At 58.8% G+C, this 23,115-nt stretch carries 19 protein-coding genes; 16 read left to right on the top strand and 3 right to left on the bottom strand.

What is annotated here, in order from left to right:
• The first annotated feature begins 150 nt into the window (after positions 1–150).
• The 13 genes from R3F64_RS08740 (at position 151) to R3F64_RS08800 (ending at position 13,955) form a co-directional block, all read left to right on the top strand.
• Positions 151–1,020: a CheR family methyltransferase gene (locus tag R3F64_RS08740; RefSeq protein WP_085917698.1), complete on the top strand. Its 870-nt coding sequence runs from the start codon at positions 151–153 to the stop codon at positions 1,018–1,020.
• A 53-nt stretch (positions 1,021–1,073) separates the two neighbouring features.
• On the top strand, positions 1,074–2,135 hold the full coding sequence (locus tag R3F64_RS08745; protein WP_199284419.1) for a protein-glutamate methylesterase/protein-glutamine glutaminase: 1,062 nt from the start codon (positions 1,074–1,076) through the stop codon (positions 2,133–2,135).
• Between the two features lie 38 nt (positions 2,136–2,173).
• Positions 2,174–3,880, top strand: coding sequence for a methyl-accepting chemotaxis protein (locus tag R3F64_RS08750; protein ID WP_199284420.1), 1,707 nt, complete (start codon positions 2,174–2,176; stop codon positions 3,878–3,880).
• Between the two features lie 27 nt (positions 3,881–3,907).
• On the top strand, positions 3,908–4,297 hold the full coding sequence (cheY, locus tag R3F64_RS08755; RefSeq protein ID WP_085917569.1) for a chemotaxis response regulator CheY: 390 nt from the start codon (positions 3,908–3,910) through the stop codon (positions 4,295–4,297).
• Positions 4,298–4,339: 42 nt separating this feature from the next.
• Complete coding sequence (gene cheZ, locus R3F64_RS08760) at positions 4,340–5,035, top strand: protein phosphatase CheZ (RefSeq protein WP_085917570.1); 696 nt, start codon at positions 4,340–4,342, stop codon at positions 5,033–5,035.
• A 105-nt stretch (positions 5,036–5,140) separates the two neighbouring features.
• Positions 5,141–6,307: a flagellar biosynthesis protein FlhB gene (gene flhB, locus R3F64_RS08765; RefSeq protein WP_253026283.1), complete on the top strand. Its 1,167-nt coding sequence runs from the start codon at positions 5,141–5,143 to the stop codon at positions 6,305–6,307.
• Positions 6,304–8,385, top strand: coding sequence for a flagellar biosynthesis protein FlhA (gene flhA, locus R3F64_RS08770; protein WP_085917572.1), 2,082 nt, complete (start codon positions 6,304–6,306; stop codon positions 8,383–8,385). Before flhB ends, flhA begins: the two co-directional genes overlap by 4 nt.
• Before the next feature lie 39 nt (positions 8,386–8,424).
• Complete coding sequence (flhF, locus tag R3F64_RS08775; protein WP_253026281.1) at positions 8,425–10,596, top strand: flagellar biosynthesis protein FlhF; 2,172 nt, start codon at positions 8,425–8,427, stop codon at positions 10,594–10,596.
• Positions 10,593–11,150 carry a hypothetical protein gene (locus R3F64_RS08780; protein WP_085917574.1) on the top strand — a complete coding sequence of 186 codons (558 nt, stop codon included), beginning with the start codon at positions 10,593–10,595 and terminating at the stop codon, positions 11,148–11,150. Before flhF ends, R3F64_RS08780 begins: the two co-directional genes overlap by 4 nt.
• Before the next feature lie 65 nt (positions 11,151–11,215).
• A complete protein-coding gene (locus R3F64_RS08785; RefSeq protein WP_332610956.1) occupies positions 11,216–11,623 on the top strand; it encodes a flagellar protein FlhE in 408 nt (135 codons plus the stop codon).
• Positions 11,624–11,653: 30 nt separating this feature from the next.
• Positions 11,654–12,355, top strand: coding sequence for an RNA polymerase sigma factor FliA (locus R3F64_RS08790; RefSeq protein WP_085917576.1), 702 nt, complete (start codon positions 11,654–11,656; stop codon positions 12,353–12,355).
• Positions 12,356–12,450: 95 nt separating this feature from the next.
• Entirely contained in the window at positions 12,451–13,269 is an 819-nt protein-coding gene (locus R3F64_RS08795) for a motility protein A (RefSeq protein ID WP_085917577.1), read from the top strand.
• 5 nt (positions 13,270–13,274) lie between these two features.
• Positions 13,275–13,955 (top strand): OmpA/MotB family protein, encoded by a 681-nt coding sequence (locus R3F64_RS08800; protein WP_264825296.1) that lies wholly within the window; start codon positions 13,275–13,277, stop codon positions 13,953–13,955.
• A 6-nt stretch (positions 13,956–13,961) separates the two neighbouring features.
• Here the strand turns inward: R3F64_RS08800 and R3F64_RS08805 are convergent, their stop codons facing one another.
• Entirely contained in the window at positions 13,962–14,525 is a 564-nt protein-coding gene (locus R3F64_RS08805; RefSeq protein ID WP_199285374.1) for a hypothetical protein, read from the bottom strand.
• A gap of 206 nt (positions 14,526–14,731) precedes the next feature.
• Here R3F64_RS08805 and R3F64_RS08810 point away from each other — a divergent pair, with 206 nt between their 5' ends.
• Both R3F64_RS08810 and R3F64_RS08815 read left to right on the top strand, forming a co-directional pair.
• Positions 14,732–16,843 carry an adenosylcobalamin-dependent ribonucleoside-diphosphate reductase gene (locus R3F64_RS08810; protein WP_085917579.1) on the top strand — a complete coding sequence of 704 codons (2,112 nt, stop codon included), beginning with the start codon at positions 14,732–14,734 and terminating at the stop codon, positions 16,841–16,843.
• Between the two features lie 59 nt (positions 16,844–16,902).
• Positions 16,903–17,682, top strand: a complete 780-nt coding sequence (locus R3F64_RS08815; protein WP_085917580.1) for a ribonucleoside-diphosphate reductase — start codon at positions 16,903–16,905, stop codon at positions 17,680–17,682.
• Positions 17,683–17,767: 85 nt separating this feature from the next.
• Here the strand turns inward: R3F64_RS08815 and R3F64_RS08820 are convergent, their stop codons facing one another.
• Together R3F64_RS08820 and uvrA are read right to left on the bottom strand one after the other, a co-directional pair.
• The gene (locus R3F64_RS08820) at positions 17,768–18,511 is read right to left on the bottom strand and encodes a Crp/Fnr family transcriptional regulator (RefSeq protein WP_085917581.1); all 744 of its coding nucleotides are present in this window, start codon (positions 18,509–18,511) and stop codon (positions 17,768–17,770) included.
• Between the two features lie 140 nt (positions 18,512–18,651).
• Positions 18,652–21,495, bottom strand: a complete 2,844-nt coding sequence (gene uvrA / locus R3F64_RS08825) for an excinuclease ABC subunit UvrA (RefSeq protein WP_332610966.1) — start codon at positions 21,493–21,495, stop codon at positions 18,652–18,654.
• A 192-nt stretch (positions 21,496–21,687) separates the two neighbouring features.
• On the opposite strand from uvrA, the gene R3F64_RS08830 reads away from it, so the two are divergent.
• Positions 21,688–23,067 carry an MFS transporter gene (locus tag R3F64_RS08830; protein WP_332610968.1) on the top strand — a complete coding sequence of 460 codons (1,380 nt, stop codon included), beginning with the start codon at positions 21,688–21,690 and terminating at the stop codon, positions 23,065–23,067.
• The last annotated feature ends 48 nt before the right edge of the window (positions 23,068–23,115 follow it).

A 23,115-nucleotide genomic window follows, 5' to 3' on the forward strand; every position in this document is an offset into this window, starting at 1 on the left:
CAATAGCACTTCGACCAGAGGCATGCCGCTCTATCAGGCGGTGTGCCTCTGGTGCCAGCAGTCGGTTGTGTTTCAGACTCACCGTGTCGTGCAACCCCCGTTGGCTGACAAGTAGGCGGGTCAAGGCTTTGTAGAGGAGTGGCGCATATTTTGACCGAGCAACGTGAACGAGTCGACATCGGCCAATGGGCATCCGGCAGCCAGATCGAGCGCGACCTGGAACTGACGGATGCCGATTTTACCCGTGTACGTGAGTTGATTTATCAGCGCGCAGGCATTGTGCTGGCCGAGCACAAGCGCGAAATGGTCTATAGCCGTTTAGCGAAACGGTTACGTCACCACGGGATGACTCGGTTTGGCGACTACCTCGCGCGCCTTGAGCGTCAGCCGGATGCTAAAGAGTGGGAAGCGTTTACCAATGCGCTAACCACCAACCTCACGGCCTTTTTCCGTGAGGCCCACCACTTTCCGCTGCTGGCTGAGCATATAAAGGACAAGCAGGGGCCTGTATCGGTGTGGTGTTCGGCTGCGTCCACCGGTGAAGAGCCTTACTCGATTGCCATGACGCTGCTCGAAACGCTGGGCGGACGAGCTTCCCAGTCCAGCGTCATCGCGACGGATATTGACACTGACGCCCTGAACAAAGCGCGTAAGGGCGTCTATCCCCAGGAACAGGTGCGCAAGCTTGAAGAGGCGCGGGTAAAGCGTTTCTTCCAGAAGGGCACCGGCAACCATCTCGGGTTGGCCCGCGTGCGACCTGAAGTATCTTCGCTGGTCGAGTTTATGCCCATGAACCTGCTGGCGCCCCAGTGGCCTGTCAAAGGCCCTTTTGACGTGATCTTTTGCCGGAATATCATGATTTATTTTGATAAAGACACCCAGGCAAAAATTCTTAAACGTTTCGCGCCCCTGCTCAAGCCCGACGGCCTTCTGTTTGCCGGTCACTCGGAGAATTTTTCCTACATCAGCGATGCTTTCAAGCTACGTGGGCAAACAGTTTATACCCTGGCAAACAAATAAAACGCCAACGTGCCTTAGTGCGGCAAACGGCTTGACGGATAAGGAGGCGTGCTTTGAGTGCAGCCAAAATAAAAGTGTTATGTGTTGACGACTCGGCGCTGATTCGCGACCTGTTGACGGAAATTATCAATACCCAACCCGATATGGAAGTCGTGGCGGTAGCGCCTGATCCGATTGCCGCCCGCGACCTTATCAAGCAGCATAATCCGGATGTCCTGACGCTTGATGTTGAAATGCCGCGCATGGACGGGCTGGACTTTCTCGAGCGCCTGATGCGTCTGCGTCCGATGCCGGTATTGATGGTATCGTCACTGACCCAAAGCGGTTCGGAAATCACCCTACGGGCGTTGGAGCTTGGGGCGCTGGACTTTGTTGCCAAGCCCAGTTTGGGTATTCGCAGCGGGATGATGGATTACGCCAACGAGATTGCCGAAAAACTGCGTGCGGCGGCGCGTTCTCGCCCTCGCCAGGCGCGGCATAAAAATACCCCGCCGCCTGCCCAACTCAAAGCGCCCATGGTATCGAGTGAGAAGCTGATTATTATCGGCGCTTCCACTGGCGGTACCGAAGCAATCAGGGCAGTGCTCGAACCGCTACCCGCCAACGCGCCGGCGATTTTAATTACCCAGCACATGCCGGGTGGGTTTACGCGTTCGTTTGCGGAGCGGCTGGACCGGCTATGTCGCATTACCGTCAAGGAAGCCACCGACGGCGAGCGTGTGCTGCCCGGCCACGCCTATATTGCCCCCGGAGACCAGCACCTCAAACTGGCGCGCAGCGGTGCCAACTACGTCGCCCGGCTTGACGACGGACCACCGGTCAATCGCCACCGCCCCTCGGTGGATGTGCTATTTCACTCTGCCGCCGACCAGGCCGGCAAAAACGCCATTGGCGTGATTCTTACCGGCATGGGCAAAGATGGAGCCGCCGGGCTGCTGGAAATGCGTCAGGCTGGATCAGCCACCATTGCTCAGAACGAGGAAAGCTGTGTTGTCTATGGTATGCCCCGAGAAGCAGTTGCCATGGGCGCGGCCGCTGATGTCACGGCGCTGGATGAGATTCCAGAGAAATTAATGTCGCTGATTGCCGCGTCGGGGCGGGCACAGCGGGTATAACGACAAGAATGAGTCATCCTTGGCTGTAAGGGAACCCAATGAACCGAGCATTACGCAATTTAAGTGTTAACGTCGCGGTGATCGTGGCGCTGTTGTTATTCTTGCTGGCCATTGTCAGCAATGTGTTAATGAGTCGACTTGCCGAACAGGCTATGGACGATACATTAACCACGCTTGAGCGGATAAATGTGGAGCAACTGAATGAACTAAACCGCGCCGATGCGCTGTGGAGCGGCGCCTTGGTTGAACTGGAGGTGGCCTCCAACCAATTTCTGCTGGGACGCAACCGCGAAGCGACGGCTCGCCTGGAAGCCGCCGAGGACCAACTGAGTCGGGCTGAAGCACGTTTTAACAACTTTGCTTCCGTACCGCGTACAGACGTCGGAGATGCGCTGGGTAGCGAGATCGAAACGGTTTTTGAAGCGGTGTTTGATCTGACGTACCAGCAGATAGAAGCGCTGGACCAGATGGATACAACCGGCTTCAATGCGATTCGTGATGAGTTGGCCCCAACAGCAGAGCGTCAGGAAGAATTGTTGACTGAATTCGTGCGCTATGCTGGCGAGCGAGGCGATGCCCTCCAGCGGGAGCTGGACGACATTAACCAGTTCTACAGTTTTATTGAGTGGATCATCTTTGCTGTAACGCTTCTTCTGTTGTTCTTGATTTATGCAGGCTTGCGCAGCGTGGTGATTCGGCCTCTCAAAGAAGCTGTGCAGATGCTCGATACCATTGCCGATGCAGATCTCACCACAGCGATCCCCAGCGGCGGCAAAAACGAAATTGGCCAGCTTTATACCGCGATGCAGCGGATGCAGGGCAGCCTCAACGATATCGTCGCGCGGGTGCGTGATGGCAGCCGTGAAATTCACCACGGTACCCGCGAAATTGCCAGCGGCAATGCCGACCTTTCATCGCGTACCGAGCAGCAGGCGGCCTCTATCGAAGAGACTGCCTCCAGCATGGAAGAGATGACGGCGACGGTGAAGCAGAATGCCGACAATGCACGCCAGGCAAGCACGCTGGCAGCGGATGCATCGTCCACGGCTGAGCGTGGCGGCGACGTGGTGCAGCAGGTGGTGACCACCATGCACGGTATTTCCAGCAGTTCGCAAAAAGTCTCGGATATTACCAGCGTGATCGACTCGATCGCCTTTCAAACCAATATCCTGGCCCTCAATGCGTCGGTTGAAGCAGCCCGTGCCGGTGAGCAAGGCCGAGGCTTTGCTGTCGTAGCCGGGGAAGTGCGCAACCTCGCCAGCCGAAGTGCTGATGCCGCCAAGGAGATCAAAGCGCTGATTGATGACTCGGTGACTCAGATCCAGCAAGGCTCTACCCTCGTTGAACAGGCAGGCACAACCATGTCCGATGTAGTGACGTCTGTACGCCGTGTCACCGACATCATGGATGAAATCTCAGCTGCGTCCCAGGAGCAGAGCGACGGCATCGAACAAGTCAGTCAAGCGGTCGGCCAGATGGACCAGGTGACCCAGCAGAATGCCTCCTTGGTGCAACAGGCCACCGCCGCCGCGTCGTCATTGGAAGAGCAGGCCAACCGCCTTGAAGAAGCGGTGGCGGTATTTAAACTGGTGGGCATGCAGGTGGCTCATCAGCAGCCGTCACGTCAGGCAAGTGCAGGCTCAGTGCCTAAAGCGGTGGCCGCGCCAGCCGCCAAAACACCATCGACTCCGCCTAGCCGTTCAGTGCCATCAACCAGCGGACACGACGACTGGGAAGAATTTTAACCAGCCCCAACTGATAGAGGATGACCCATGGCAGATAAGAACATGAGCTTTTTGGTGGTGGATGACTTCCCCACGATGCGCCGTATTGTACGCAGCTTGTTGAAAGAACTCGGTTTTACCAACGTAGAAGAGGCAGAGGATGGGCAGGATGCCTTGAACAAGCTACGTGCAGGCAATTTTGAGTTTGTGGTCTCTGATTGGAACATGCCCAATCTGGATGGCCTGGAGATGCTCAAGGAAATCCGTCAGGATGACGCCCTCAAAGAGTTGCCGGTGTTAATGGTGACGGCGGAAGCCAAGAAAGAAAACATCATTGCGGCGGCTCAGGCGGGCGCCAACGGCTATGTTGTGAAGCCGTTTACAGCCGCGACGCTGGAAGAAAAGCTCAATAAGATCTTTGACAAATTGGGTAAGTAACGCGGCAAGGCCTGCGGGCCGGGATTACGAGGAGAGAGCACCATGAGCCAGAATGAGCAGTCCGGTTCTACCCAACTGTCCGAAGAGGCCGCCGAAGATCTTATTCATCGCGTTGGCAAACTGACCCGCATGTTGAGGGAAAACATGCGTGAGCTGGGGCTGGATAAGGAAATCGAGCGAGCGGCTGAAGCGATACCCGATGCACGCGACCGTTTGCATTACGTCGCCACCATGACCGAGCAGGCGGCAGATCGCTCGCTGAATGCGATTGACCGGGCCCAACCGCTTCAGGATCAGCTTAGCGATCAGGCTGAGGCGTTGGATAAGCGTTGGGCAGAGTGGTTTGAAGCGCCAAAGGAGTTGGACGAAGCCAAAGCGCTGGTCAAAGATACGCGTGGCTATCTGGGGAGCGTGCCGGATATGGCGGCGGCGACCAATAAAGAGTTGATGGAAATCATGATGGCACAGGATTTCCAGGACCTTACCGGTCAGGTCATCAAGAAGATGATGGACGTCATTCGCGAGATTGAACATCAGCTGGTTCAGGTGCTCATTGACAACGTTCCGGAGGCCCAGGCACGAGAAACGATGCAACGCAAGGCCGAAGATCAGTGGAAAAACGAGAATGCACGGCGTAACGAAGAGCTTTTGAATGGGCCTCAAGTGAAGGACAATGCACCTGATATCGTGACCGGGCAAGATCAGGTCGACGATCTATTGGACGAATTGGGCTTCTAGCGCACGGTTTGAACCCTTGCTCGGGTTACACGACGTTTCGCTCAGCCGTCCTTAGGGGCGGCTTTTCGTGTTTAGCCGCGATACATTACCTGGCCGGATGACCGCATGGCAGAAGACGACAGCGACCAGGAAAAGACCGAAGAGGCCACGCCCCGACGGCTGGAAAAGGCGCGTGAAGAAGGGCAGGTGCCCCGCTCGCGGGAGCTGACCACCTTTCTGGTGCTCTTGGGCGGGGTGATTGGCCTCTGGACCATGGGACAAATGCTCTACAATCAGCTTGGCATGGTGATGGAGCAGGCTTTTCTATTCGAGCGCCGCCACGCCATGGAAGGTATGCCGATGGTGACCCATGCCATCGATCTCGGCAGGCGCACTCTGTTTGCAATGATGCCGCTGTTTTTACTGCTGACATTGATCGCGCTGGTGTCACCTGCGCTGCTGGGCGGTTTTTTGATTTCAGGAAAGTCGATGCAGCCGAAACTGTCCAAGCTGAATCCGCTATCCGGGATGAAGCGCATCTTCGCTACCCAAGCATTGATCGAGCTGGCCAAGGCGATTGCCAAGACACTGCTGGTCGGTAGCGTAGGTGCGGCATTTTTATACCTTAATATGGGCAAGTTCATGTCACTGATGAACCAGCCTATTCAGCAAGCGTTGGCCAGCGCCTTGACCATGGCGGCCCAGGCAGCGGGATTGATGATCCTGGCGTTGATCGTGGTGATTTTGATTGATGTGCCCTTCCAGCTGTGGAGTAATGCCAAGAAATTGCGCATGAGCCAGGAAGAAGTCAAGCGCGAGCACAAGGAATCAGAAGGCGACCCTCAGGTGAAGGCCCGGATTCGCCAGCAGCAGCAGGCCATGGCGCGCGGCCGTATGATGAGCAAGGTGCCGGAGGCGGACGTCATCATTACCAACCCGACCCACTACGCAGTGGCGCTGTCGTATCAAGAGGGGCAGATGGGGGCGCCACGCCTGGTGGCTAAAGGCACTGATGCGGTGGCCGAACGCATCCGTGAAATTGCCAATGAAGCGGAAGTGCCACGGTTAGAAGCAGCACCGCTGGCGCGGGCGCTGTATCATCACGTCGATCTGGACGCCGAAATACCGGCGAATCTATATACGGCCGTGGCCGAGGTCATGGCCTGGGCATATCGCTTGAAAAATGTAGCGCAACAAGGAGGCGAAGTGCCGCCTACCCCCGATAATCTGCCGGTGCCCCCGGAAATGGAAACCCCCGGGCGTGGCGCCGGTGGCGATGAGGCCCAAACATGAAAGGCTTTACCCAACTAATGAGTCGGCGTGACTGGGTGAGCGACGTAAAAGTCCAGTTGCTCGCCGGGCCACTGCTGATCCTGATGATTCTGGGCATGATGATCGTGCCCATGCCGCCGTTTGCGCTGGATTTGCTGTTTACCTTCAATATCGCCATGGCCGTCATGGTGCTGATGGTCAGCATGTTCGCCCAAAAACCCCTCGACTTTGCCGCCTTCCCCGCCGTGCTGCTGTTTACGACGCTGCTGCGTTTGTCGTTGAACGTGGCGTCAACCCGCGTGGTGCTGATGGAAGGGCACCAGGGCGGTGCCGCTGCCGGCAAGGTGATCGAGGCTTTTGGGGCGTTTCTGGTCGGTGGTAATTTTGCCGTGGGTTTGGTGGTCTTTTTGATTCTGGTGATCATCAACTTCATGGTTATCACCAAAGGTGCAGGGCGTATCGCCGAAGTGGGTGCTCGCTTCACGCTGGACGCCATGCCTGGCAAGCAGATGGCAATCGATGCTGACCTCAATGCAGGGCTGATTGGCGAGGAAGACGCCAAGAACCGGCGTGCGGAAATCGCCCAGGAAGCCGACTTTTACGGGTCGATGGATGGTGCCAGCAAGTTCGTACGTGGCGATGCCGTCGCGGGCCTGGTGATCATGGTCGTTAACATCATTGGCGGCCTGATGATTGGCATGCTGCAGCACGATATGAGCTTCGGCGATGCCGGTCGCAGCTATATGTTGCTGGCCATCGGGGATGGCCTGGTGGCGCAAATTCCCGCCCTGGTTATTTCGACGGCCGCCGGTGTGACGGTATCGCGGGTCAATACCGACCAGGATGTTGGTCAGCAGATGATCAGCCAGTTGTTCATCAACCCCCAGGTGATGATCCTGGCAGCGATGGTCATGGGCCTGCTAGGTATTGTGCCGGGCATGCCCAACATGGTTTTCCTGCTGTTTACCCTGCTGCTTGCCGGGCTGGCCTGGTTCATCATGCGCCGCCAGGAGCAGGCGCTGGTCAAGGAGGAAATCTCCGCCGCACCACCGCCGACCCAGGAGGCGCCTGAGGCCAGCTGGGAAGATGTCCAACTGGTCGATACGCTCGGCCTGGAAGTCGGTCATCGTCTGATTCCACTAGTCGATTCACGACAAAAAGGCGAGTTGTTGGCGCGGATTAAAAGCGTTCGTAAAAAGTTTGCCCAGGAGGTCGGCTTTCTGCCGCCGGTAGTGCATATACGCGACAACCTGGAGCTGTCGCCAAACGCTTATGTGCTGTCAATGAAAGGCGCCGAAATTGGCCGTGCCGAGGCCTATCCGGGCAAGTGGCTGGCGATTAACCCGGGTCAGGTGTCCGGGGAACTGCAAGGCACGCCAACCGAAGATCCTGCCTTTGGCTTGCCCGCGGTGTGGATTGAGTCCAGCCAGCGAGAGCATGCCCAGGTCTACGGCTACACGGTCGTCGACGCCAGCACAGTGATCGCGACGCATCTCAATCACCTATTGCACCGCCACTCGCCGGAAATGCTCGGCCGCCAGGAAGTTCAGAAACTGCTGGACAAGCTGGGCAGCGAGCAGAAGTCGCTGGTGGAAGAAGTCGTACCCAAGGCCATTTCGCTCACGGTGCTGCAGCGTATCCTGCAGAACCTGCTGGATGAAGACGTGTCGATTCGCGACATGCGCACCATCCTTGATACCCTGGCTGAGTACGCCAGCCAGCAGCAGGACGCCAACGAGCTGACGGCTCTGGTTCGTGTGGCCCTGGGCCGGGCGATTACCCAGCAGTGGTTTGCCGGTCAGGATACCTTGAACGTGATGGGGCTGGATGCTCAGCTAGAGCAGGTGCTGGTGCAGGCGATGAACGGCAACGGGGCGATGGAGCCGGGGCTTGCCGAAACGCTAATGACCCAGGCCCAGCAGGCACTGGAGCGCCACGAAAGCAGTGGCGAGCCGCCGGTACTGGTGGTTCAGCATTCCCTGCGTGCGGTGTTGTCGCGGTTCTTGCGCCGTCGCTTGCGCCATATGGCCGTCCTGTCCCAGGCTGAGATACCCGATGACCGCACGCTGCGGGTAACCACTGTGGTAGGGGGCCGCTGATGCCAGCGTCACTATTTGACTCACGGCCAGGGGTAATACATGAGTGTTAGACGTTTCGTGGGCGCCAACAGTCGCGATGTGATGCGCCAGGTGCGTGAAGCGCTGGGTGACGACGCGTTGATTGTCGCGAACCGGCGCACTGAGGGCGGCGTTGAAATTCTCGCCATGGCCGACGAAGCCGTTGATCATTTCGAGCCTTCGCCCCCTCCCGCCAACGAGCCACCGGCTGCGCCGAAGGATCCGCTGGAGTCGATGAGTGAGCGCTTACTGCGCGAAATGCAGGATATGCGCTCGCTGCTTGCTTCCCAACACACCGACCGTAGCACAACACCCACTGCCTCGACCGCCAGCGGGACAGAGCGTTGGCGACAGCTGCTTTGCGGTGTTGGTTTCAGCCGCGAGCTTGCCGACGACATCCTGATGGACCTGCCGGGCTTCCTGTCGGCGCAAAGTGCGGACAGCGAGCAGGCACTGCCTTGGTTGCGTGAGCGCCTGATGGCACGACTGGCCGTGCTCCAGGATGAGCCCGAATTTTTCGATCAAACGGGCATTGTCGCCCTGGTTGGGCCCACCGGGGTTGGCAAGACGACCACTACCGCCAAGCTCGCGGCTCGCTTTGTCATGCGCCATGGGACCCGTCCCGTCGCCCTGGTGACCACCGACAGCTTCCGTATCGGCGCTCATGAGCAACTGCGCATCTACGCGCGCCTGCTGGATATCCCGATGTACGCGCTGGATGCGGAGCAACCCATCGACGACCTGCTGAATCGTCTGCAGGGCAAACAGTGGGTCATCATCGATACCGTGGGCATGAGCCAGCGCGACCAGCGGGTCATCGAGCAGATCGCTCACTTGCAGGGTGGTCGCTCCAACGTCAGGTTGGTACTGCTGCTGAATGCCGCCAGCCAACCGGAAACGTTGGAAGAAGTGGTGATGCGCTATCGCCAGGCTGCCCGTGCGGCAGGTGCTGAACTGGATGACTGCATCATCACCAAGCAGGACGAAGCGGGACGTTTGGCCCCTATCCTGGATATTGTCATGCGCCATGGCATGCGCGTGCTGTTTGGTTCCTATGGTCAGCAGGTCCCCGAAGATATGGCGGTGGCGGACCCGGCTACCCTGGTCGATCAGGCGCTGAATACCGACGCGGCCGGGTCAGGCAGTGGATCTCCATCCGCCGCACCGCTCAGCATGCCCCGCTGGTCACGGGATGTGCTGGGCCAGGGGCGCCGTCTGTCGTCGCTGTTTGCGCGTCTGCGCGAGCGCATGGTGGGCTTTGAGCGTCTCGAAGGCGTCTGGGATATCGCTAACCTGCCCAGCGTGTTGCAGGATCAGCGTCTGGACGAGCTTCTGGAAGGGTACCCACCGCCCCAACACATGCTGGGCATGGCCTGGTCGCCCCGCCGCAATGAACGCGGCTGCGATTGGGCGATGCCGGATATAGGACTGGATGCCGAGGGCGCCTGGATGGCGCTACCCTGGCTTCAGCACCGCCAGCCCGCTGGCTGGCAACCGCGCATGACCACCTTTAGCGAGCGCGATGGCGTCGCCGTGCACCTGCTGCCGTCATTACCCGATAGCGAGGCGTTGACCTGGTTAGAGCGCCAATACCTGACCTGGGTCAGCTTGGCACCCCCGGCACTCAGGGTAAACTTGCACGGTGAACGCTATGCGCTGCGCCAGCTGTTTGCCGAGAGTACGCTCAATCACCGCGTCAATGTGCGCTTCCGTGGCCAGCCGATGGCGCTGTGGACGGCCTATGCCGAAGTTACCGACAAAGAGGGGCGGGCGCTGCTGGCGTGGTATGGCGAAGTCCGTGACCCCGAAAGCGCCAAAGTGGTCACCCGCCGTTACTGGCTCACCCCCGCGCGATTGGGCAATGAGGTGCTGAGCCTGCTGGTGACCCAACTGCAGAGTGAAAGCCTTGCGGCGCTGACACGGCGTGCCTGGCAGCAGCTCAAAGACGCCGATAGTGGCGACGTAAGCCCTGAAGTGCGCCTGTTGATGGCCAGTGGCATTGCCGCCATTGCCGGGCACCTTGATTGCGCCGAGGACGAGGCCGCCGGTGCATTGCACGGTGATGTGCTGAACCTGCTAAGCAGCCGTCGCCGTCGGCGGGATACGGCATTGCTGGATGCGCTGGTATACGCCTTTATGGCCCGTGATGCGATCCGCCAACTGGGCGGTGTTAATCGTGAGGGCCTAGCATGAGCGCACAAGACCAAGCTTCTGGGCTGCGCAAGTGGGCGGATCTGCAGCGTCAGCAGCGGGGCGATGAAGCGCCTCCCGAGGCAACGGAATCATCCGGGCCGATGGCCTACCGCTCACCCGTGGTGCCCAGCGCGGCGGCCATGGAGCCGCCTGTCACACCGCCTAAGCCTAAAACGCCGTTAATGGTCACCGGGCTATCAGGTGATGGGCCGGTAGAGGTGCGCAAGGTCAGCGCGCGCCTGGGCCAGTGGGCCGCGCTAGGGCGAGCCTGGGCCGGGGATCCGGCCGACTGGGATATTCGGATCGTGATGCCGGATGAGCCAGAACTGGCGACGCTCAGTCAGCAACATCGTCGCTGGGCGTTGTGGGTCAGCAGCGATGCCGATGCATTTGGGCGTATGTACCAGCTATTGAAACAGCTGCGGCAGCATAACGGCCCGCAACGCTTGTTGGCACTGCACGAGCCTCACCTGCCCAGGCAAGGCCTATTGGCCAACCTGCAGCAAGCGGCCGGCCACTATCTTGACACTGAATTGCTATTGCTGGCCCGCTAATGGCAGCTAACGCCGGTAAAGCGTCTAATAATCGGGGTTAATCCGCTCATGAGAAGGAACGATGCATGCTAGGCTATTGGCGTCATGCGATTAGCATTTTGGTACTAGCCTTGGGACTCGGTTCGTTTGCTCAGGGAGCGTCCAGCAGCTGGGTGACACATGTGCCGGGGCTCATGGTGACCATGAGCGACCGCGCCAGTCGCAGTGAACCGGTTCGTCCTCCAGCGGGCGCTACCACGCCAGCGGCGGTCATCGAGCGAGTCCAGTGGCAGTACCAACACGCGCCCGGGGCAGCGCTACAGGCATGGTTATGCCACCCCGAGCGCTGTGTGTCATTATCGGGCATGCGTGGGGAGACCCGTGCTTTATCAGGCATAAGTGCGACAACGCCCCTGCATTTTCAATTTGCGCTAACCCCAGGGCAGCGTCCCGTTAGCGTTAAAGGGTTGCAGATGATAGTGAATTACCAGTGAGCACAGGTGGTTTAGCCGCGAGGCAATAGGATGTACACAGCACAAGGCAGGATCAAACAAAGTGAGCTGATGACGGAGTATATGCCACTGGTGAGACGTCAGGCCTTGACGCTTCAGGTCAGGTTGCCGGCCAGCATAGAGCTGGATGACTTAATCCAGGCAGGCATGATGGGGCTACTGGAAGCTCTGGGACGTTTCGATGCCACTCAGGGGGCCACCTTTGCGACGTTTGCCAGTCAGCGCATACGCGGGGCGATGGTGGACGAATTGCGTACCCGTGATTGGCTGCCTCGCAGCGTCCGTCGTTCGGCGCGGGCCGTTGATGAAACCGTCAGGCGTTTGGAGCAGTCGCTTGGGCGTCCCCCCGAAGAAACGGAAATCGCTGACGCCATGGAGATGCCGCTGGGCGACTATCAGCAGCTATTGCACGATACCAATAGCGGGCAGTTGCTGCCCTTTGAAGAGCTGGTGGCGGATGGCAGCGAACCGCATAATCGCGAAACCGTGAGTTCGCCGTTTGACCACTTGCTCGATGCCCAGCAGCGGGAAACCCTGGTGGCGGCCATTGAGGCCCTGCCCGAGCGTGAAAAGTTGCTCATGGCGCTGTATTACCAGGAAGAGCTCAACCTGAAAGAAGTGGGCGCTGTTCTCGGCGTCACGGAGTCACGCGTTTCCCAGTTGCATAGTCAGGCAGTCAGCCGTCTGCGCGCCAAGTTAAACGACTCGGTTTAGGGTCTTTTGACGTCACTGCCAGGGCAACGGCGATTGGCTGACGTTTTAGCGCTCGGTGCTGATAAGCCCCGTTATATTGCTTTAAGGAGCACGACATGAACCCATCGACGCTGATCGGTATTTTCGCCAGCATCCTGTTGCTGGTAAGCGTCCTGTTTTTCACCGCCGAATCGCCGGATAGCTTCCTCAACCTGCCCGGGCTCGCCATCGTGGTCACGGGCACACTTGCCGCTACCTTTATCAGCTATCCCCTCAAGGAAGTGCTGCGGGTGGTGCGTCTGGTCGGGCTGGTCTTCCGGCGCGAAAACACCTACGTGCGTGATGATATCAACGAGTTGGTGGCCATGTCCCGGCTGTGGTTCAAGGGCGATGTCCGCGCTGTTGAACGAGAGCTCGAAAACACCCGTAATCCGTTTTTGCGGACCGGCATTCAACTGGTGATCGCCAACACCAAAGAAGACGAAATCTTCGATATGTTGCGCTGGCGTATTGCGCGGCTGAAGGCGCGTGAGCATGCGGAAGCCCAGATATTCCGCACCATGGCCACTTATGCGCCCGCTTTCGGCATGATTGGCACCCTGGTGGGACTGGTCAATATGCTGGAAGTCATGGACGCCGGCAATCTTGATGTGATCGGCCCGCGCATGGCGGTGGCGCTGCTGACCACCTTCTACGGTATCCTGCTGGCCAATCTGGTGTTCAAGCCTATCGCGGTAAAGCTCGAGCGACGCACCGAGGAGCGCCTGATCACCATGAACATGGTGCTGGAAGGGATCTCCCTGATTACCAAGCGGCGGTTACCTTCCTTTATTGAAGAAACGCTCAATTCCTTTGTCGCCAATTACCATGACGAAATCCGCGAGCCGGAGGTCAAGAAGCCGCGCGCCTCGAATAGCGCCCCCGCCAAGGGGTAGTCGGCATGTTGGACCGGGATACCCGCCATACATTGGAAGCGCCACTGCCCAAGGACAGTGGCGACGATGGCTGGATGACCAGCTATCTGGATGTATTGACGCTGTTGCTGACCTTGTTTGTCTTGCTGCTCTCGCTGGCGCCACCCGGCGGTAACGATGCCGGATCGCAAGCCAGCGTCGTTGAAGCATCTCCCGGCGCGATTGCCGACCTGCCTCTGGCGTCCCTGGCGGCCGGGATCGAGCCCCGTCATAGCGGCCTTAAGCCACGCTTTGAGGGTGTCAGTATCCCCGGGGTGGATGTCTCCCAGGGGCGGGAAGGGGTGACGCTGCGCATCAACGACAACCTGTTGTTCGATAGCGGCCGGGCGCAACTCACCGGGCAGGGCCGTGACCTTGTCGAAAGTCTTGTCGAGGTGCTCAGCGCCTTTGATGGACAGGTATCGATCGAAGGCCATACCGATAACGTGCCCATCGCGACCTCGCGCTTTCCTTCCAACTGGGAGCTATCAGCAGCACGGGCGATCGCAGTGGTCCGCCACCTGGATAGCCAGGGGCTCGAGGTTGATCGCATGCGCGCCGTTGGCTATGCCGATACCCAGCCGATCGCAAGTAATGCAACGGCGCAGGGGCGGGCGGCCAACCGTCGTGTCGAACTGGTACTCAGGCAACCGCCAATCCAGGAGTAACCCCCGCTAAGACGCATCCCGGCACAGGCGCTGCATCCTTGCCAGTGCCTCTCCCGCGCCCTCCAGGCTGAATATCATGTACCAGGGGTCTTCATCTCCCTGATCAAAACCCAGGAAGACCTGTTCACCAACACTCATGTCGGCGATCAATTGATCGATATCGTTGAGATAAAAGTGGGCATAAAAGCCGTTATCGCCACGCTCGGTGATAAATTCGGCGACGCTGTGAATGCGCTCTCGCTCATCGACGCGTAGCCGCGCAGGCACCTGATTAACCGCTTGGCTTTCGCCCTGAGCGGCCTCCAGCTCGACACGCATCTCCAGCCAGGGTAAGTCGCACACGCCCTGGGTGGCATTGATACTCAAGGTGGCATCCGAATAGCTGTGCGCTTCCACGGCACGAAAATGCCGCTCGTCACCGAGGGTCAATGACATCGACTGCCAATGCTCATGGGTTTGGTCGTCTTCGACGTTAAACGACACGGCATGAGCCGATGGCAGCGATAACACCAATGCCGCGCCAAGTGCAGGGTAAGCAAGTGCGGATTGAAAACGCGATATTAACGGCATGAGCAGGCCCATCATCTGGAAAACCCTTAGCCTATCGTCTGATGCTCGGGGACAAAAGGCTAACGCGCTGATTTTTCTATATATGGTAGAAAAAATATCAAAAAGCAGCCGATATAGTGGAAAGTCAGGGCTATACTTCATCCGGTTGCCTCGTATAATCGCTTTGACCAAGTGCTATTTTCACCGCCGCTAAGGAGTTTCGCGACATGAGTACTGCTACCCAGGCTATGAACACCTCTAACGATGTCCCGCTGCAGGCGCCGTCGCGGGAAATTTGGGATGCCAAGTATCGTCTGAAGGATCGCCATAGCCAACCGGTGGATCAGGACCTGGGCGCGACCTTCGAGCGTGTAGCGAAAGCCTTGGCGGATGTAGAAGGTGACAAGGCGCAAGAGTGGCTGCCCAAATTCCGTTGGGCGCTGGAAAATGGTGCGGTTCCTGCAGGTCGTATTCTCTCCAATGCCGGGGCTGACGCCTATAAGCCCGCGGTAAGTCTGATCAACTGCACCGTGTCGCGCACCATCCGCGATTCGATGCGCGATATTCTGGATTCCGTGGTGGACGCAGGGATGACGCTCAAGTCCGGCGCCGGTATCGGCTACGACTTCTCCACGCTGCGCCACAAGGGCGCCTTTGTGTTTGGTGCAGGTGCGGGCACCAACGGCCCCCTGGCGTTCATGGATATCTACGACAAGATGTGCTTTACCGTCGCCTCGGCGGGCGGCCGCCGAGGCGCCCAGATGGGCACCTTCGATGTTGGCCACCCCGATGTGCGTGAGTTTATCCAGGCCAAGCGCGAAGCGGGGCGGCTGCGTCAGTTTAACCTTAGCCTGTTGATTACCGACGAGTTCATGGAGGCCGTCAAGCATAACACGGACTGGCCGCTGGCCTTCCCGCTCCACCCCGGCGAGAAAGAAGACGTCAGCGCCGAGGACATCATCTACCGTGACTGGCCGGTAGTTGAAGACGGCTACACGGTCGACGATGAAGGCCGTGTGGCCTGCCGCATTGTCGAGGTGATCAAGGCGCGGGAACTGTGGGACACCATCATGTCCTCGACCTACGACTATGCCGAGCCTGGGTTCATCCTGATTGATCAGGTGAACCGCATGAACAATAACTGGTTCTGCGAAGATATCCGCGCCACCAACCCCTGCGGTGAGCAGCCGCTGCCGCCGGAAGGCGCTTGCCTACTGGGCTCGGTCAACCTGACCCAGTTCGTGATTGAACCGTTCAGTGACCAGCCGCGCTTTGATTGGGATCGCTACCGCAAGGTGGTGGCGATCTTCACCCGCATGCTGGATAACGTGGTCGAGATTGCCGGCTTGCCGCTGCCCCAGCAGCAGCGCGAAATCGAAGCCAAGCGTCGCCATGGCATGGGGTTTCTGGGCCTGGGCTCGACGTTGACCATGCTCAAGATCCCCTATGGCTCACAGGCGTCGCTGGCCTTCACGGAAGAAGTCAGTCGTCACCTGGCACTAGAAGGCTGGAAGCAGGCGCTAGAGCTTTCCCAAGAGAAAGGCATGGCGCCGGTACTTGCCGAAGAGCACGTGATCACGCCGAAGATGATGCGTGAGCGTCCTCAGCTTGCCAAAGACGGCTATGAAGTGGGCGATAAGGTGCCCGGTCGCATTCTCCATGCCCGCTACAGCCAGTACATGAACAAGGTGGCTGAGCTGGAACCCGAACTGGTGGCGCAGCTTGCGGAACACGGTGCTCGCTTTACCCATCACAGCTCTATCGCGCCGACCGGCACGATTTCGCTATCGATGGGTAACAACGCCTCCAACGGCATCGAGCCGTCGTTCTCGCACCGTTATTTCCGCAATATCATCCAGTCTGGCAAGAAAACCAAAGAGCAGGTCGAAGTTGTGTCCTTCGAGCTGGCAGCCTATCGCCACTTTATTGCTGCTGATGCGGTGGACAGTGACCTCCCTGACTACTTCATTACGGCTGATGCCGTCACCCCCGAGCAGCATGTCGCGGTGCAGGCGGCGGCCCAGCAATGGATCGACTCGGCGATTTCCAAAACGGTTAACGTGCCCACCGAATTTCCGTTCGAACAGTTCCAAGACCTGTATCTACAGGCTTATGAAAGCCGCCTGAAAGGCTGCACGACCTTCCGCTTTAACCCGGAAGCCTTCCAGGGCGTGCTGGTGCGTGAGGATGACCTGAAAAACACTACCTATGTATTTGAGCTCGAGAACGGTGAAACCCTCGAACTGGCCGGCGATGAAAAAGTGATCTACGACGGTGAAGAGCACAATGCCGCCAACCTGTTTGATGGCTTGAAAGAAGGCACTTACGGCAAATGGTGATGCCTGGACGCGGCCCATCACGCACAGCCAATGCACACCTTTGCTAAGTGGAGAACGTTATGACTGTTGAAATTACCTCAAAGATCGTCGGTTACCGTATCAAACAGCAGGAGCCGACGGCGCCCAACCCAACTCTGCCCGAGGAAGACCCGCTGACGGTGCGCATTCCGTCGCGCCCGGAAGGCACGCTGGAGGCCGTCTCGGAAAAGATTTCCTACGTGGGCGCTGAAGGCCGCAAAAAAGTTTATCTACTGGTGTCCTTCATGCCGGTGGAAGGCGTGGTCGGCGGCAAACGCGTGGTCATCGAGCGGCCGGTGGAGTTTTTCTTCCCTTCCGGGCAGCTTTCCAGCGAACACCAATGGATTACGGCTACCATGCGTAGCCTGTCACTGGCGGCGCGGGGCGGCTATGTCACCCAGGCGGTCGCGGACCTACGCAAGGTTGCCTGGGATAAGGGGCTGGTGCGTTGTGGCATGAACCGCTGGAACAAACCCATGTTCCACGATTCCGAAGTGGCCGCTATTGCCTGGTCGATCCAGCAGATTCTGTATCGCCGGGGCTTTCTGGATCAGGACGGCAACCAGGTGCCGGTGGAAAGCCTGGTGGAGCGGTACGCGCATCGTATGCAGCACGGCCACGCCTGGCAGCCCCCCGTGGATGATACCCCCGACGAGGCCGGCAGCGGGGCGGTCGAGCCCATCGGTCAGGCGGCGTCGACCACTGACCAGGCCAGCGGACCGGCGGTCGTCGGCCACTGCCCGGAATGCCGCGGTGAGCTGATCATGATGGATGGCTGCCCGACCTGTTACGCGGGGTGTGGCTGGTCTAAGTGCGGCTAATAAGCGGCATCGCCGTATGAGAAACGCCGCGAGCTTAGTCAGCCCGCGGCGTTTTTTGCTTGTTGGGGAGACGAGGAGGTAGGGTCTAGCCCGCGGCATCAAACAGTGGGCGCACATTATCGGTCAGGTAGGCGTCGTCAAACTCGCCTTCTACCGAGAGGGCGTCCAGGTCCGGGATCGTGACGTTATGGCGGTCGCGGAAGACCAGCCCATCCTCGCTGAGGGCGCTGAACGTTCGGCTGACGTGGACCGGGCTCAAACCCAGTATATCGGCCAACTGCTCCTGGGAAAGCGGTAAGCGGAACTGGCCACTGATATCGTCGTTTGTCTGGCGCAGCCGTAAATACATTTCATGAAGAAAATGAGCCATTTTCTGGCGGGCGCTGCGCCGGGCAATGTTGACTAGCCGTTCGGTTAGTAATGCTTGCTGACGACTGCCGATGGCGAACATGACCGAGGTTAACGGTAGCGACTGGCGAAATAGCTCGAGCATGCGGCGATGGGGAAAATGGCAGATAACCCCGTCGTTGATCATGCGCACGTTCTCGAGACGCTGATTAAAGGCAAACTCACGCAGTCCAATGATATCGCCTGGCAAAAAGACTTCCAGTATCTGGCGGTCGCCGTTCTCCAGATGGCGATACGAGTAAGCCCAGCCGCTTTTCAGGGTACAGAACTCATTGGCCGGGTCGCCTATCTCCCAGAGTAGCGTGCCTGCCTTGATGTCGGTGGGACTATCCTCCAGCGAGATGAGCAGTTGCTTTTCGTCTTCACTAAGCGAGGAGTAGTGGCTGAAATGCTTAATGATGCAGCTTTTTTCTTGGCCCACGGCTAACGACCCCTTAAATGATGTTCGCACAAAATCGATGATCCAATCGATCGCTACTATAAACGACGCCGATTAAAAATGCTTAGCGTATGAGTCTCGCAGCGTGGCAGCAGCGCGCGCAAGCCCACCATGGTTGACCATCAGGCGGACGCGGGCTGTTGGCGTTTCAGTAACGGTGCCAGGAAGCGTCCGGTATGCGATGTCGATTGTTTGACGACCTGCTCCGGCGTGCCTTCAGCGATGATTCGGCCACCTCCCGAGCCTCCCTCAGGCCCCAGGTCGATAATCCAGTCGGCGGTCTTGATCACATCCAGGTTATGCTCGATCACCACGATGGTGTTGCCGTGATCGCGCAGGCGGTGAAGTACCGTCAGCAGTTGGCGAATATCCTCAAAGTGCAGGCCGGTGGTCGGCTCATCGAGGATATATAGCGTTTTGCCGGTATCACGTTTGGCCAGCTCGCGGGCGAGCTTGATTCGTTGAGCTTCACCACCGGAAAGCGTGGTCGCACTTTGCCCCAGGCGAATATAGGACAGGCCCACGTCGAGCAGGGTTTGCAGGCGGCGGGCAATGGCCGGCACCGGGCTGAAGAATTCCAGGGCATCTTCCACCGTCATGGCCAGCACTTCGTGGATAGTTTTGCCCTTGTAATGAATATCCAGCGTTTCACGGTTATAGCGCTTGCCCTTGCACACGTCGCAGGGCACATAGATGTCGGGCAGGAAGTGCATCTCGACCTTGATCATGCCTTCGCCCTGACAGGCCTCGCAGCGCCCGCCCTTGACGTTAAAGCTGAACCGGCCGGGCTTGTAGCCCCGCGAACGGGCTTCCTGGGTGCCGGCAAACAGTTCGCGGATAGGCGTGAAAATGCCGGTATAGGTGGCCGGGTTGGAGCGCGGCGTGCGCCCAATCGGACTCTGGTCGATATCGATCACTTTATCCAACTGATCGAGCCCTTCGATTTTCTGATAAGGCGCAGGGGTAAGTGAGGTGGCGCGATTCAATTCCCGGGCGGCGATGGGCATCAGGGTGCCGTTGATCAAGGTTGATTTACCCGAGCCAGACACGCCCGTAATGGCGACAAATAGCCCCAGCGGCAGCGAGAGCGACACGTCCTGAAGGTTGTTGCCGGTGGCGCCGTGCACGATGAGCTGCTTTTCCGGATTGCCGGGAATGCGGTAGGGCGGTACGGCGATTTCCCGCGTGCCGGAAAGGTACTGGCCGGTCAGCGACTTGGGGTTGTCCATGACGTCTTGCGGGGTCCCCTGGGCGACAATTTCGCCACCGTGGACGCCAGCTCCGGGCCCGATATCCAGCACGTGGTCGGCGGCGCGGATGGCATCTTCGTCGTGCTCGACCACGATCACGGTGTTGCCCAGGTCGCGCAGTCGCTCCAGGGTCTTTAAAAGCCGGTCGTTGTCGCGTTGATGCAACCCGATGGAAGGCTCATCGAGAATATACATCACCCCGACCAGGCCTGCGCCAATCTGGCTGGCCAAGCGAATGCGCTGTGCCTCGCCGCCGGAGAGGGTGTCGGCGCTGCGTTCCAGGTTAAGGTAATCTAGGCCCACATTGACCAGAAACTCCAGCCGTGCATGAATTTCATGAACGATCTTGTCGGCGATCTCACCCTTGCGTCCCGGCAGGCTCAGGTTGGCAAAGTAGCGCCACGCGTCGCCAATGGGCAAATGCACCATATCGGCAATGTTGCGGTCGTCGACATACACATGGCGTGATTCTTTACGCAGACGAGAGCCGCTACAGGTCGCGCAGGGCTGTACCGCGATATACTTGGCCAGGTCGTCGCGGACCATGTTGGATTCGGTTTCCCGGTAGCGGCGCTGCATGTTGGGCAGTACGCCCTCAAACGCATGTTCGCGGGTCACTTTGCGGCCGCGATCACCCACATAGACAAACGGAATGGTTTCATCGCCGCTGCCGTTGAGAATAATCTCCTGCTCGTGGCGAGCAAGTTCATTCCAGGGCGTTTCCAGTTCAAAGCGATAGTGTTTGGCCAACGCCTGAAGTTGGGTGAAGTAGTAGATATTGCGCCGGTCCCAGCCCTTGATGACACCTTCCGCCAAGGACAGCTCAGGGTGGCTGATCAGTTTGGCCGGGTCGAAGTACTGCTGGACACCCAGCCCGTCGCAGGTGGGGCAGGCACCGGCCGGATTATTGAACGAGAACATGCGCGGTTCGAGCTCTGCCAGCGAGTAGCCGCACACCGGGCAGGCAAAGCGCGACGAGAAGGCGATATCCTCGTGGCCACCGTCCATGAAGTGGATCATGGCGGTGCCGTCGGCCAGGTTCAGCGCGGTCTCAAAGGATTCGGCCAGGCGTTGAGCGAGGTCGTTACGCACCTTGAAACGGTCGACCACCACGCTGATGTCGTGTTTTTTGCGCTTGTCCAGCGGAGCGATGTCGTCCAGTTCCAGCACCTGGCCATCGATCAACGCGCGCACAAAGCCCTGAGCGCGCAACTCTGCCAGCAGCTGCAAATGCTCGCCTTTACGGCCTTTGACCACCGGGGCAAGCAGCATCAGCTTGGTGCCTTCGGTGAGGTTCATTACCTGGTCGACCATCTGCGAAATCGTCTGGGCTTCCAGATCCTCACCGTGCTCGGGGCAGCGTGGCGTGCCCGCACGGGCAAACAGCAGGCGCAGGTAGTCGTAAATTTCGGTAATCGTGCCAACCGTCGAACGCGGGTTGTGCGAGGTGGACTTCTGCTCAATGGAGATCGCAGGTGACAGCCCTTCGATGTGATCTACATCGGGCTTTTCCATCATCGACAGGAACTGGCGCGCGTAGGTGGAGAGCGACTCCACATAGCGGCGCTGCCCCTCGGCGTAAAGGGTGTCGAACGCCAGCGATGATTTACCCGAACCGGAAAGGCCGGTAATCACGATCAACTTATTGCGGGGCAGTTCCACATCGATCTGCTTGAGGTTGTGGGTGCGGGCACCCCTGACCAGAATGCTGTCCATCAACACCTCGAATCGCGCGGCAAAAGCGTGATTATACGTTTCTCTGTGCCCTCCCGGCAAAGCGGTTTCACTTGGCATCGGGTTGATGGCGTTTCGCTGAATCACCCAACGCGCTAGAATGGGCGGCTATCCAAGCCCCTATGGGCATTTACCATCGACGATCATCACCCCAAGGACCACCCCAAGGGTTTTATGCGCAAGGTGTCTGCACTGTTACTGGCCTCTGAACGCCGTGCCATCAGCGGCCTGGCGGGTCTATACGCGTCTCGTATGTTGGGGCTTTTCATGGTGCTGCCCGTGTTGGCGCTGTATGCCGACGGTCTGGCAGGTTCGACGCCGCTGCTGGTGGGGGTGGCGCTAGGGATCTATGGACTGACCCAGGCGCTGCTGCAAATCCCCTTTGGTTTATGGTCTGACCGGATTGGCCGCAAACGCGTGATTGCCTTCGGCCTGGTACTGTTTGCCCTGGGCAGTGTGGTGGCGGCGCTCGCTGATTCCATCGGTGCAATGATTGGCGGTCGTGCCTTGCAGGGCAGTGGTGCGGTGGCCGCGGCTATCATGGCGCTGCTCGCGGACCAGACCCGCGAGCAGGTGCGTACCGCGGCGATGGCAACGATTGGCTTATCGATTGGCGTGGCATTTGCGCTGGCCATGGTGATTGGGCCCTGGCTGGCGGCGTGGGCAGGGCTTGCCGGTGTGTTCTGGATGACGGTGCTGCTGACGCTGCTGGGCTTGATGGTACTTTGGCGCTGGGTGCCTCCCGCGCCGCGCCGTGTCCAGCACCGCGATGTGGGCATGGATCGTCGGCAGTTGAGAAGCGTGTTGTCACGCCCGGAGCTCTGGCGACTCGACGTGTCGATTTTTGCACTGCACTTTGTGCTGATGGCGATTTTTGTGGCCGTGCCGTTTCGCTTGATTGAGGCGGGTATCAGTGCGGCGCATCATGGTCTGGCCTACCTGGCGATCATGGGGCTTTCGTTTATCGCCATGCTGCCGCTGATGATCATGGCCGAGAAGCACCAGCGCATGACGCGGATCTGTTTGCTGGCGATAGGCGCCATTGCGGTCAGCCTGGCGGGGTTGGGACTGCCCGTTTCTGAAGGCTATTGGTTATTTCCATGGCTGTTTATTTTCTTTACCGGCTTTAACCTGCTGGAAGCGACCCTTCCCTCGATGCTCAGCAAGCTCGCACCGGCCGGGGCGAAGGGGACTGCCATGGGTGTCTATTCCACCAGCCAATTCCTGGGGGCATTTCTCGGCGGTACCCTGGGGGGCGTGCTGGCAACGGTCGGCGGTCTGGACGCAGTATTTCTCGGCTGTGCGCTGCTGGCGCTATTATGGTGGGTCGCGATGCTGAATATGCCATCGCCACCGCCGTTGAGCAGTGAGGTGGTGGCACTGGGTGACACCGAGGGCGATACTATGGACGTGCTGCTTGATCACCTGGCGGGCGTGGCAGGCGTCGAGGATGTCATGGTTGTGCCCGAAGAGCGGCTAGCGTATTTGAAGGTCAATCGACAGCAGCTTGATCAAGCAGCGCTTGCTAAGCTGGTAACACCCCCGAAATCGTAAGAGGGGCGGGGTAATAGTGCGTCGCTGGGACGCTGTCGACGTTTATCG

This window comes from Halomonas sp. 5021, assembly GCF_036663435.1.
Classification (GTDB): domain Bacteria; phylum Pseudomonadota; class Gammaproteobacteria; order Pseudomonadales; family Halomonadaceae; genus Vreelandella; species Vreelandella janggokensis.